Origin of the sequence: Anoxybacteroides tepidamans (assembly GCF_014201465.1) — a bacterium.
GTDB lineage: Bacteria > Bacillota > Bacilli > Bacillales > Anoxybacillaceae > Anoxybacteroides > Anoxybacteroides tepidamans.
On sequence record NZ_JACHEP010000015.1, the window covers coordinates 21,600 to 34,187 of the forward strand.

Genomic DNA, 12,588 nt, shown 5'->3' on the forward strand with positions numbered 1-12,588 from the left:
GTCCTTTCATTAAAAATGGTAATCTTAGTGAAAACGAGGGAATGCGTATGAATAAAGATTATGTGTTAGAGATGATCAACATTACGAAGGAATTCCCAGGAGTAAAAGCGCTAGATAACGTGCAGTTGAAAGTAAAAAAAGGAACGGTTCATGCGCTTATGGGAGAGAACGGGGCTGGGAAATCGACGTTAATGAAAATATTAATTGGGATTTACACACCTGATAGCGGCAAAATTATTTTTGATGGCGAGGAGTTGAAAGTTTCCGCGATTAAAAACGCCCTTGATAAAGGGATTTCGATGATTCATCAAGAGCTCAGCCCGATTCCGAATATGACGGTGGCGGAAAACATCTTCTTAGGAAGGGAGCCAAGCTATAAATTTGGCTGGGTGAAAGCGAAAGAACTCGAGGAAAAGACAAGGAAATTATTTGAAAAGCTCGAAATTGACATTGATCCGAAGGCGAAAATGTCTGAACTGAGCATCGCCAACACACAAATGGTTGAAATCGCAAAAGCTATTTCCTATAACTCCAAGCTCATCATTATGGATGAGCCGACATCTGCCATTACAGAGAAGGAAGTACATCACCTATTTAAAATCATTCGTTCATTGAAACAAGAAGGCGTATCTATCATTTATATTACCCACAAAATGGATGAGTTAGCACAAATTACGGATGAGGTCACAGTATTGCGGGATGGAAAATATATCGGAACGAAGTCTAGTGACCAAATTACAAAAGATGAATTGATCGAAATGATGGTCGGAAGGGAATTAAATCAAATTTTTCATAAACAACGAGTTGAAATCAAAGAAGCGGTGCTATCTGTGAAAGATTTATGTAAAAATGGAAAGTTCGAAAATATTAGTTTTGAAGTAAGAAAGGGAGAAATTGTTGGGATTGCTGGACTAATGGGATCAGGACGAACAGAAGTGTTAGAGAGCGTATTTGGAATTAATCCTTCTGATTCTGGGGAGATCTACGTTCATGGTGAAAAAGCAACTATCCGCTCGCCGCGTGATGCCATTCGATATGGCATGGGGCTGTTGACAGAGGATCGAAAGTTAACAGGTTTATTCTTGCCGCTTTCTGTACAAGACAACATCATTACCGTAACGATTGAACAGTATGCAAAAGGTGGATTTTTAAACGAAAAGAAAATTCAAGAAGATTGTCAACGTCTTTCCGAACAATTAGCAATAAAAACACCAAGCCTTCAACAACTGATTAAATATTTAAGTGGAGGAAATCAACAAAAAGCGTTGATTGCGAGATGGCTGCTACAAGACCCAGATATTTTGTTTTTAGACGAACCGACACGAGGAATTGATGTTGGGGCAAAATCTGAAATTTATAATTTAATTTTTGATCTAGCGAAAAAAGGGAAAGCGATTGTTGTTGTATCTTCGGAATTACCAGAAATATTAGGATTAAGCGATCGTATTATCGTCATGCACGACGGAAAGAAAACAGGGGAATTAAGCAGAGAGGAAGCAACGCAAGAACGAATTATGGAATTGGCAACAGGAGAATTAGTTACAAGCGGATCATAACGATTGGAGGGAGTATATATGAATAGCCAAGTGTCTATTGTAAATAAACAAGAAAAGTCGAAGTCAGCCGTTAGTTCTAAAGAAAGAGTTTCTCGTATTTTACACAAATATGGAATGTTAATGATCCTTATCGCATTAATTATCCTTATGTCCTTTCTTTCTCCTACGTTTTTTACAACCGGGAACTTATTGAATATTGTCAGACAAATGTCTGTTGTTGGAATTGTAGCAATTGGGGTTACGATCGTGATTATTACAACAGGAATTGACTTGTCATCGGGTTCGGTCATTGCGCTTGTGTCTGTTGTAGCGGCCAGCTTTGCGCACCCGGATACGTATCCATTCTTTGTGCCAATACTTATTGGACTTGGACTTGGTCTTCTTACCGGTGTCATCAACGGAACGATCATTTCAAAAGCAAAAATCGCTCCTTTTATTGTTACGTTAGGTATGATGACAGCAGCAAGAGGAGCCGCATTGCTTTTTAGTGATGGAAGACCGATTGGGAATTTATCGGATTCATTTAAGTTTATCGGCCAAGGTGCAGTATTCGGCATCCCTGTTCCGATTATCATTTTCGCATTTGTAGGAGTGGTTTCTTACATTCTCTTAAATAAAACGAAATTCGGAAAATATGTGTATGCGATCGGTGGTAATGAACAAGCAGCGATTATTGCCGGTGTCAACGTCGATAAATACAAAATTTTCGTGTATGGATATGCCGGATTATTATCTGGTCTTGCCGGAATTATTTTAACATCCCGTATTTCTTCCGGTCAGCCAACAGCAGGTGTCATGTACGAATTGGATGCGATCGCGGCAGCGGTCATTGGTGGCACAAGTCTTGCGGGGGGAATTGGAACAATCGGTGGTACGATCGTTGGGGCGCTTATTATCGGCGTTATGAATAACGGCCTTGATTTGCTGAACGTTTCGCCGTACTGGCAACAAATCTTAAAAGGGGTCATTATTACAGTTGCCGTGTTTATTGACTCACGCAAAAATCGGAAATCATAAGGTGGGAAATGTTAATGAAAATCGCGTTTAACGAAGCAACGACCTTGAAAAATTCCACATTAAAATTAGACTTAGAGCTTTGTGAAAAACATGGATATGACTTAATCGAAATTCGCCTCGATAAATTAAGAGAATATCTCATTGATCATACGGTAGAGGAGTTAAAGGAGTTTTTGGAAGGGCATCGAATCAAACCGTACGCGTTTAATGCGCTAGAGTTTATTACGTTCCGGGATCAAGAAGGATATGAACAACTAAAAAGTGATCTGCGATTTTTATGCGAGGTTGGCGAAGTGATCGATTGCAAAACGATCATCGCCGTTCCAACGTTTGATATTGGAGATTACACGAAAACGAAAATCAAAGAAGAAACGGTTCGAGTGCTGCACGAGTTGGCACAACTCGCAGAGCCATATGGCGTACGGATTGCTTTAGAATTTTGCGGATATCCGAATTGTTCGGTTAACACCTTTGCCCAGGCATACGACATTGTTCGAGAAGTAAATCGACACAACGTTGGCATTGTGTTAGACTGCTTTCATTTTCATGCCATGAATTCTCACATCGATGATTTACGGGCGGCAGACCCAACGAAAATTTTCGTATTTCATATGGATGATTGCGAAGATTTACCAGCTGGTGCGCTGCGCGACCATCATCGTGTATGGCCTGGGGACGGTGCGATTGATCTAGAGCAAATTTTGCGCACATTAAAAGACATCGGTTATGACGAAATGGTGTCGATTGAGTTGTTTAGACCTGAATACTGGGAATGGGATGCGGAAAAAACGATTCAAGTCGCGAAAGAAAAAACAGAAAAACTAGTAAATCGCTATTTTAAGATCGAGCGAGTTTGACAGGAAGGCGGGGAGCGAAGGATCATGAAAACAATCCGATTAACGACGGCCCAAGCGTTAGTGAAGTTTTTAAACCAACAGTATGTCGAGTTTGATGGAAAAGTGCAAAAGTTTGTGAAAGGGATTTTTACGATTTTTGGACATGGTAATGTGCTTGGCATCGGTCAAGCGCTCGAAGAGGATCCGGGGGATCTAGAAGTGTATCAAGGAAGAAACGAACAAGGAATGGCGCACGCGGCGATCGCTTTCGCCAAACAAAAGCACCGAAAACAAATTATAGCATGCACATCTTCCGTTGGTCCTGGTTCGGCAAATATGGTAACAGCAGCGGCCACTGCTTCGGCCAACAACATTCCTGTTTTATTACTTCCAGGAGATACGTTTGCGACAAGACAACCGGATCCCGTTCTTCAGCAAATCGAACATGTTCACGATTTGACTATTTCGACAAACGATTCTTTTCGTGCCGTCAGTAAATATTGGGATCGTGTCAATCGCCCAGAACAGTTAATGACCGCGATGATTCAGGCGATGCGTGTGTTGACTGACCCTGCGAATACTGGTGCAGTCACGATCGCCCTGCCACAAGATGTGCAAGGGGAAGTATACGACTTTCCAGAATACTTTTTCCAAAAGCGGATCCATCGCATCGAGCGCCGTATCCCGACGGAAGAGGCGATCCGAGATGCTGTAGAGTTAATTAGAAGAAAGAAAAAGCCGATCATCATTTGCGGCGGCGGTGTCCGTTATTCGGAGGCGGCGGAGGCGTTAAAGCGGTTTTCGGAAAAGTTTCATATTCCGTATGGAGAAACGCAAGCAGGTAAAAGTGCCATCGAAAGCACCCATGCTTATAATCTCGGCGGAATTGGCGTAACAGGGAATCTTGCGGCTAACTTAGTGGCGAAAGAAGCGGATCTTGTGATCGGGATTGGTACGCGATATACAGATTTCACAACAAGTTCTAAACAGTTATTTCAATGTCCAGATGTGGAGTTTTTAAACATTAATATTTCTGAATTTCACGCATATAAGATGGATGCAGTGAAAATCGTAGCTGATGCAAAATTGGCGATCCTTGCTCTCGAGCGAGAACTAGAAAAAATCGGTTACCGTTCCGGGTACACAAATGAAATCGAAGCCGCTAAAAAAGCATGGCAGAAAGAATTGAACCGCTTATATCACGTGCGATATCAAGAACCGAACTTTACACCAGAAGTTGCCGGCCATCTTGATGAAGTGCTTCCAGAGTTTGTGGAATCTTTTCAGTCACGTTTAACACAAACAGAAGTGATTGGTGTCATTAATGAATTTATTGATGAAGATGCGATTGTAATTGGTGCGGCAGGCAGCTTACCGGGGGATTTACAGCGGATGTGGGTGTCACGTAAACCGAATACGTATCATATGGAATACGGGTATTCGTGCATGGGGTATGAAATTTCCGGAGCGTTTGGGGTGAAGATGGCTGAACCGGATAAGGAAGTATACGCGATGGTTGGCGATGGCAGCTATCTCATGCTTCATTCTGAGCTTGTGACGAGCATCCAGGAACGGAAGAAAATTAATGTGCTTCTTTTTGATAACGCCGGCTTTGGATGCATTAATAATTTGCAAATGGATAACGGAATGGATAGCTTCGCTACAGAATTCCGTTATCGAAACGAGGAAACAGGGCGCTTAGATGGCAGCCTGATCCGTATTGATTTTGCGCAAAGCGCTGCTGGCTACGGGGTGAAAACATACAAAGTTCATACGCTCGAACAGCTAAAAGAAGCATTGGAAGATGCGAAACAACAAACGGTATCGACATTAATTGACATCAAAGTGCTCCCGAAAACGATGACACACGATTATGAATCGTGGTGGCACGTTGGAGTGGCCGGGGCTTCTTGCAATCCGAACATCATAGAAGCATATAGGAAAAAAGAAGAACGATTGAAAAAGGCTCGCAAATATTGATATAAAAATCGAGGTGGATCATATGACAGTTAGTCAGACCAATCCTTTTCAAATCGGTATTGCGCCGATTAGTTGGGTGAATGATGATATTCCCGGCCTTGGCGACCATTATACACAAGATCAAGTGCTAGCCGAGATGGCTTCGCTCGGCTATATTGCGACGGAAATGGGGCGACTCTTTTCCCAAGATCCGTCGTCTTTAAAAGCAAAGCTGGAGCAATACGGCATCCGGCTTGCCAGCAAATTTGTCAGCGTACTATTTTCGGATGAAAGCCGGCTTGAACAGGAACTTCAATCGTTTGAGCAATGGGTGAAATATTTATATGAAATGGGGTGCGAGTATGTCATCGTCTGCGAAATGGGCGGATCGATGCATTGGGATCCTCGCCGTTCTCCTGATGATAAAACCATTCAAAGATTAACAGAGAAGGAATGGAAGTCACTCGTAAACGGATTGCATCAAGCGGCAAAATTATGCGAACGATACGGCATGAAACTTGTGTACCATTTCCATGCAGGTACAGTAGTGGAAACAGCAGAAGAAATTGATCGTTTAATGGATTTAACAGATCCGAATCTTGTCCATTTATTATATGATACAGGCCATGCATTATATGGGGGATATGATCCGCTAGAACTTTTAATGAAATACGAAAATCGCATTCAATACGTTCATTTAAAAGATGTTCGGCGCGATGTGCTTGAACAAGTACGGAAAGAAAATCTCGATTTTCGTAGTGCAGTGTTGCGAGGAATGTTTACCGTACCGGGAGATGGATGCATTGATTTTGTGCCGATTTTTAAAAAGTTGATCGAAAAGCAGTATGACGGCTGGATGATTGTTGAAGCGGAACAAGATCCAGCGGTTGCTCATCCGTACACGTATGCCAAAATGGCAAAAGAGTATATTGATGCGACCATCCAAGCGGTGATGGCAGCGAAACAACGATAAAGGAGTGGGATTGGTGAGTCGTTTGATCGTTCCAAGTCAACAGCCGGATCATGAAGGGAACGTGCTGCGTGTAACTCCGAAGTCGGCTGGATGGGAGTATGTCGGGTTTGAAGTATATGTCCTCCGTAAAGGACAGATGTTGCGAAAAGAAACCGGAAACGAAGAAGCATGCCTCGTTCTGTTAAGCGGAAAAGCAACCGTTTCTACGAAGCAAGCACGATGGAAACATATTGGTGAACGTATGAATGTATTTGAAAAAACACCGCCATATTCGGTATATGTTCCATCCGATGATTTTTACGAGGTCGCAGCCATAACGGATCTCGAGTTAGCTGTTTGTTTGGCGCCGGGCAAAGGCACGTATCCGGCCCGGTTAATTGCTCCAAAAGATGTTGGGGTAGAAATGAGAGGCGCAGGTAATATCGAACGAAAGATCCATAACATCTTGCCGGAGCAGCAGCCGGCAGATAGTTTGCTAATAGTAGAAGTATTTACACCGGAAGGAAACTGGTCGAGTTATCCTCCGCATAAGCACGATCAAGACAATTTACCTTATGAGTCATATTTGGAAGAAACGTATTACCATAAAATCAACCCTGACTACGGGTTTGCGGTGCAAAGAGTATATACCGATGATCGTTCTTTAGATGAAACAATGATCGTAAAAAATAGCGATGTTGTATTAGTGCCGAAAGGATATCACCCTGTTTCGGCACCGCCCGGATATGAAGTGTATTATTTAAATGTTATGGCGGGGCCGACTCGAACATGGAAATTTCATAATGACCCGGATCATGAATGGGTCATGGAAAGTAAACTAGCAACCAAACAATCATAGAGAGGAGGGGATGTCATGAATCGTTTACGATTTGATGCTCAAAAACCGCTCGACTTTATTGCAATTGGTCGATTATGTATCGATTTAAACGCGAATGAAATCAATCGTCCAATGGAAGAAACCGTGACATTTACGAAATATGTCGGCGGCTCTCCTGCCAATATTACGATTGGGATGTCCCGTTTAGGGATGAAAACAGGGTTTATCGGCCGGGTGGCAGATGACCAAATGGGGCGGTTCATTGTCCAATACTTGGAAAAAAATCATATCGATACGTCGAATGTGATTACCGACAAATCCGGAAGTGTCACGGGGCTTGCATTTACCGAAATCAAAAGTCCAACCGATTGCAGCATTCTCATGTATCGCGACAATGTCGCGGATTTAAAGCTAGAACCGAAAGATGTCAGCGAAGATTATATGAAACAAGCAAAAGTTCTTTTAATTTCAGGAACAGCCTTAGCGAAAAGCCCATCGCGGGAAGCAGTGTTTTTGGCACTGGACTACGCACGAAAACATGATGTCGTCGTTTTCTTTGATCTCGACTACCGCCCTTATACGTGGAATTCGCCAGAAGAAACCGCGATTTATTACAATCTTGCGGCAGAAAAATGCGATGTCATCATCGGAACACGCGAGGAATTCGATATGATGGAACAATTTGAGAGCCATCGAGGCGATGATAAGAAAACGGCGAAAAAATGGTTTGACTATCAGGCAAAAATTGTCGTCATCAAACATGGGAAAGATGGATCGATTGCTTATACAAAAGAAGGGGAAGCATTCAAAGGGCCGATTTTTCCAGCGAACGTCATCAAAACCTTTGGTGCGGGAGACTCGTATGCAGCTGGTTTTATTTACGGACTCATGCAAGGCTGGGATATTCCAAAAGCGATGGAATATGGCGCAGCGGCTGCCTCGATCGTGATTTCTAGCCATAGCTCTTCAGAGGCGATGCCAACACTCGAGCAAATCGAAAGCTATATTCAAAAATGCAAAAACGGTGAAATGATCACAAAATAGGAGGAATGATGAAAAATGACAACAACAGCTGGCGTGCAAACATTAAAAAACTATATTGGAGGGCGATGGGTGGAAGCGACATCTGAAAAAACAGAAATCGTGCCAAACCCGGCGACAGGAGAAATTTTAGCGTACGTTCCGATTTCCAGTCGGGAAGACGTCAATGAAGCGGTGAAAGCGGCGAAAGAAGCATTTAAAACGTGGAGCAAAACACCGGTACCGCGCCGTGCCCGTATTTTGTTTAAATACCAACAATTGCTTGTCGAGCATTGGGAAGAACTGGCCCGCCTTGTAACGCTGGAGAATGGGAAAAGCTACAACGAAGCATACGGGGAGGTTCAGCGCGGGATCGAATGTGTCGAATTTGCCGCTGGGGCGCCAACATTAATGATGGGCAAGCAACTCCCGGATATCGCGACTGGTATTGAATCCGGCATGTATCGTTATCCGATCGGGGTTGTTGGGGGGATCACGCCGTTCAACTTTCCGATGATGGTACCTTGTTGGATGTTCCCGTTAGCGATTGCTTGCGGCAATACGTTTGTTTTAAAACCATCGGAACGTACACCGATGTTAGCCAACCGGTTAGCAGAACTCTTTAAAGAAGCAGGTCTTCCCGACGGTGTATTAAATATCGTACATGGAGCGCACGATGTCGTAAATGGACTATTAGAGCATCCGGATATTAAAGCGATTTCGTTTGTTGGTTCGCAACCGGTTGGTGAGTACGTGTATAAAACAGCAGCTGCTCACGGAAAACGGGTGCAGGCGTTAACAGGGGCGAAAAATCATTCTATTGTGATGCCGGACGCAAATTTAGACCTTGCCGTTCGCGAAATCATCAACGCAGCGTTCGGCTCTGCCGGAGAACGATGCATGGCGACTTCTGTTGTTGTCGCGGTCGGGGATATTGCCGAAACATTGGTGAAAAAGTTAGTAGACGCAGCTAATGACATTAAGATTGGCAACGGCTTAGAGGAAGGGATATTTCTCGGACCAGTCATTCGCGACTCTCATAAAGAGAGAACGGTCAAATACATTGAAATCGGTGAAAAAGAAGGTGCTCTATTAGTACGTGATGGGCGGAAAGATGTTGAGACCATGGAAAACGGCTATTTTGTCGGTCCGACAATTTTTGACGGTGTCAAACCAGATATGACGATTTGGAAAGATGAAATTTTTGCACCGGTATTGTCCATCGTCCGCGTCGATACGTTAGATGAAGCGATTGAAGTAGCGAATCAGTCTCCATTCGCTAACGGTGCTTGCATTTATACGAGAGATGGGGGAAATGTTCGCAAATTCCGTGAAGAAATCGATGCGGGCATGTTAGGTGTGAACTTAGGTGTACCAGCACCGATGGCATTTTTCCCATTTTCAGGTTGGAAAAATTCGTTCTATGGCGATCTTCATGCGAATGGTACGGATGGAGTCGAGTTTTATACACGTAAAAAAATGGTTACTGCTCGTTGGTAAACGTATCGAGTATCAAGCGACGAACGCTTGATACTCTTTCCTTATTATTTTTAAGGGAGGAATGCGCATGTCATTAGTATGTACAACAGATATGCTACAACACGCTTTGAATGAAGGCTATGCAGTCGGTCACTTCAATATTAATAATTTAGAATTTGCACAAGCTATTCTTCAAGCAGCTGAAGAGGAGCAATCTCCTGTCATTCTTGCGGTAAGTCCGGGCTATCTTCCACATTTAGGAGGGTTTCATCTCGCTGCAACGATGGTGAAAGCACTCATCAAAGAATATAGCATTACGGTTCCGGTCGCACTTCATTTGGATCACGGCACATCATATGAACAATGCCTTCAAGCGATGTATGCCGGATTTACGTCAGTGATGATCGATGCCTCCCATTACCCTCTTGATGTAAACATTGCTCAAACGAAGAAGGTGGTTGAAGCAGCCCATGCACTAGGTGTTTCCGTCGAAGCAGAAGTAGGGAGAATCGGTGGACAAGAAGATGATCTGGTCGTTGATGATGCAGAGGCGATGTATGCGATTCCAGAAGAATGTGTGCGCCTTGTCTGCGAAACCGGTGTCGATTTTCTTGCGCCGGCATTAGGATCTGTTCACGGACCGTATAAAGGAGAACCGAAACTAGGATTTTCACAAATGGAACAAATTCAATCATTAACCGGTGTCCCCCTCGTTTTGCATGGCGGCACTGGCATTCCGCTATCCGACATTCGCCGCGCCATTTCTTGTGGTACAGCGAAAATTAACGTCAATACGGAAAATCAACTGGCGTTTACTGAGGTGATTCGCCGTGTGCTAGAAGAAAACACAACATTATATGATCCAAGGAAATATTTGGGAGCAGCACGAGAAGTGGTGAAAGATACAGTAAAACAGAAGATGAGGGAATTTGGTTCATTTGGAAAAGCCCAAAAAGTCCGCGATTACACCCGAATCAAGACAATGGTTTACGAGTAATCGGAAAGTTTAAAGTATAAGCCAAATGAAAGGGCAAGGGGGGATAAATTGCGACCACTTTCTTCTGTTAAAGACCGATATCTTTTTTTAATGACGTCATTTCTGTTTTGGGTTTCGAATTTTATTTACATGCCAATTTTATCTCCGTATATTGAAGCATTAGGAGGAACATACACATTTATTGGTATTGTTTTAAGCAGCTATGGATTGATGCAATTTTTATTTCGGCTTCCGATCGGGATCATGTCTGATTTTATTAAAAAACGAAAACCGTTTATTATACTCGGTATGTTGATGACGATGATAAGCGGTTTAACATTTGCATTAACCGATAGTTTAGGATGGGCGCTCGTTTCGCGCTCGTACGCTGGGATAGCTGCGGCAACATGGGTGGCTTTTACCGTTTTATATTCGAGCTATTTTAGAGATGCAGAAATCCATAAAGCGATGAGCAGTATTTCTTTTATCGTTGTTTTAGCTCAACTCATAGGAATGTCTCTGAGCGGTTACATTGTCGATAAGTGGGGCTGGCATGCTCCGTTTTGGATAGGTGGAGTTTTAGGGGTTATTGGTACAATCTTTTCTTTGTTCATTTACGAACCGAAAACGGTAACTGTACAAACATCGATACAATTAAAGGATCTTTTGTCAGTAGTGCGGGAGCCGCTTCTGTTAAAAGTTTCTTTACTATCAATTTTAGCCCATAGCATCATTTTTACAACGATGTTTGGGTTTATCCCGATGTATGCGTTGCAAATTGGGCTACAAGAACGCGACTTGAGCATCATTGTTTTTTCGTTTATGATTCCTCATGCAGTAGCGACGCTTTTCATGGGAAAAGTGCTTGTTCCATTCGTAGGTAAATGGAGATCTTTAACGATTGCTTTTTTCTTTAGTGCATTCTTTACAATGATCACTCCGTTCATTGATACAAAAGGTTTATTGTGTATTGTTCAAGCGGCTAATGGATTTTCACAAGGATTGTTGTTTCCACTATTATTAGGGATGTCGATTGAATCTATTTCTCACGAAAAGAGAGCAACAGCGATGGGGACGTATCAAGCGTTATATGCGATTGGAATGTTTACAGGGCCGTTTCTTGCTGGGGTGTTGAACTCAGCTATCGGAATTGTGGCAGGGTTTTATTTTTCGGGTATGTTAGGAATAGTGGCGACTGTACTTATTTTGTTTTGGAATTACAAAAGACGATCAGCTACTCGATCGATTAGCTACAAAATAGAAAAAAGCTAAAAAAATGGCTCATTGAGCCGAAAACATGTATGTCGAGTTTTTAAAGCTGTTATGAAGGTCTTGAGATCAAGAACGAACGGCTCTTGTCAAACGATTGACAAGAGCCGTTTTAGCTCCATTCAAATAAAGGTTTTAACGGAATGGTTAAATCTTTAAATTGCGCCGAGTGCAATATGTCTTGTTGTCCGTATGTTGCGATCCGCTGATACGTTCCTTCTTGCAAATGGTACACATGGAGCATTTGATTGGCGACATCAACGATCCAGTACTCGCGAATTCCGTGGCGCTGATAGGCATAAAATTTTTCGTTATAATCTTTTAAGGCAGTGGAGGGGGACAATACTTCGACAACGAGCGCAGGAGCCCCGTAGCACCCTTTTTTGACAATTTGTTTTTTGTCGCAAATGACCGCAATATCGGGCTGGACAATGTCATCAGGAGTTTCGTACGTTTCATTTTTGCTAAGGAATACATCAAACGGCGCCATAAACACCAAACAATGTTTGTTTTGAAAAAAATGACGCAAGGCAAAATATAATTCTCCTACCACAAATTGATGCTCAGAAGACGGAGCGGGGGTCATATCGTATGCTTTTCCATTTATGAGCTCCCAACGTCCTTCCCATGTTTTCCAGTCAGCATAAGAGTAGCTTTTGTCCGGGTCAGGAATATTGGCCATCGTT

11 protein-coding genes are annotated in these 12,588 nt (G+C 42.9%); 10 read left to right on the plus strand and 1 reads right to left on the minus strand.

Features of this window, described 5'->3' with window-relative positions:
• Positions 1-47: 47 nt before the first annotated feature.
• The 10 genes from HNQ34_RS12105 to HNQ34_RS12150 all read left to right on the plus strand — a co-directional run bounded on the left by HNQ34_RS12105 (position 48) and on the right by HNQ34_RS12150 (position 11,905).
• Positions 48-1,556, plus strand: coding sequence for a sugar ABC transporter ATP-binding protein (locus tag HNQ34_RS12105; RefSeq protein ID WP_183254903.1), 1,509 nt, complete (start codon positions 48-50; stop codon positions 1,554-1,556).
• An 18-nt stretch (positions 1,557-1,574) separates the two neighbouring features.
• Positions 1,575-2,573, plus strand: coding sequence for an ABC transporter permease (locus HNQ34_RS12110; protein ID WP_183254905.1), 999 nt, complete (start codon positions 1,575-1,577; stop codon positions 2,571-2,573).
• Between the two features lie 14 nt (positions 2,574-2,587).
• A complete protein-coding gene (locus HNQ34_RS12115; RefSeq protein ID WP_183254907.1) occupies positions 2,588-3,430 on the plus strand; it encodes a sugar phosphate isomerase/epimerase family protein in 843 nt (280 codons plus the stop codon).
• A 24-nt stretch (positions 3,431-3,454) separates the two neighbouring features.
• Entirely contained in the window at positions 3,455-5,389 is a 1,935-nt protein-coding gene (gene iolD, locus HNQ34_RS12120) for a 3D-(3,5/4)-trihydroxycyclohexane-1,2-dione acylhydrolase (decyclizing) (RefSeq protein ID WP_183254909.1), read from the plus strand.
• 22 nt (positions 5,390-5,411) lie between these two features.
• Entirely contained in the window at positions 5,412-6,341 is a 930-nt protein-coding gene (gene iolE / locus HNQ34_RS12125; RefSeq protein WP_183254911.1) for a myo-inosose-2 dehydratase, read from the plus strand.
• A gap of 13 nt (positions 6,342-6,354) precedes the next feature.
• On the plus strand, positions 6,355-7,179 hold the full coding sequence (gene iolB, locus HNQ34_RS12130; protein ID WP_183254913.1) for a 5-deoxy-glucuronate isomerase: 825 nt from the start codon (positions 6,355-6,357) through the stop codon (positions 7,177-7,179).
• 15 nt (positions 7,180-7,194) lie between these two features.
• Positions 7,195-8,202 (plus strand): 5-dehydro-2-deoxygluconokinase, encoded by a 1,008-nt coding sequence (iolC, locus tag HNQ34_RS12135; protein ID WP_183254915.1) that lies wholly within the window; start codon positions 7,195-7,197, stop codon positions 8,200-8,202.
• A 15-nt stretch (positions 8,203-8,217) separates the two neighbouring features.
• Positions 8,218-9,678, plus strand: coding sequence for a CoA-acylating methylmalonate-semialdehyde dehydrogenase (locus HNQ34_RS12140; RefSeq protein WP_183254917.1), 1,461 nt, complete (start codon positions 8,218-8,220; stop codon positions 9,676-9,678).
• A gap of 67 nt (positions 9,679-9,745) precedes the next feature.
• Entirely contained in the window at positions 9,746-10,654 is a 909-nt protein-coding gene (fba, locus tag HNQ34_RS12145; RefSeq protein ID WP_183254919.1) for a class II fructose-1,6-bisphosphate aldolase, read from the plus strand.
• 48 nt (positions 10,655-10,702) lie between these two features.
• Positions 10,703-11,905, plus strand: a complete 1,203-nt coding sequence (locus HNQ34_RS12150) for an MFS transporter (RefSeq protein WP_183254921.1) — start codon at positions 10,703-10,705, stop codon at positions 11,903-11,905.
• Between the two features lie 109 nt (positions 11,906-12,014).
• Here HNQ34_RS12150 and HNQ34_RS12155 read toward each other — a convergent pair whose 3' ends face one another.
• Positions 12,015-12,584 (minus strand): Uma2 family endonuclease, encoded by a 570-nt coding sequence (locus HNQ34_RS12155; protein ID WP_183254923.1) that lies wholly within the window; start codon positions 12,582-12,584, stop codon positions 12,015-12,017.
• Positions 12,585-12,588 lie beyond the last annotated feature (4 nt).

Bases quoted from the DNA above. Each gene is read 5' to 3' on its own strand.
- HNQ34_RS12105 (WP_183254903.1), top strand. From the start codon at position 48: ATGAATAAAGATTATGTGTTAGAGATGATCAACATTACGAAGGAATTC.
- HNQ34_RS12110 (WP_183254905.1), top strand. From the start codon at position 1,575: ATGAATAGCCAAGTGTCTATTGTAAATAAACAAGAAAAGTCGAAGTCA.
- HNQ34_RS12115 (WP_183254907.1), top strand. From the start codon at position 2,588: ATGAAAATCGCGTTTAACGAAGCAACGACCTTGAAAAATTCCACATTA.
- iolD (WP_183254909.1), top strand. From the start codon at position 3,455: ATGAAAACAATCCGATTAACGACGGCCCAAGCGTTAGTGAAGTTTTTA.
- iolE (WP_183254911.1), top strand. From the start codon at position 5,412: ATGACAGTTAGTCAGACCAATCCTTTTCAAATCGGTATTGCGCCGATT.
- iolC (WP_183254915.1), top strand. From the start codon at position 7,195: ATGAATCGTTTACGATTTGATGCTCAAAAACCGCTCGACTTTATTGCA.
- HNQ34_RS12140 (WP_183254917.1), top strand. From the start codon at position 8,218: ATGACAACAACAGCTGGCGTGCAAACATTAAAAAACTATATTGGAGGG.
- fba (WP_183254919.1), top strand. From the start codon at position 9,746: ATGTCATTAGTATGTACAACAGATATGCTACAACACGCTTTGAATGAA.
- HNQ34_RS12155 (WP_183254923.1), bottom strand. From the start codon at position 12,584: ATGGCCAATATTCCTGACCCGGACAAAAGCTACTCTTATGCTGACTGG.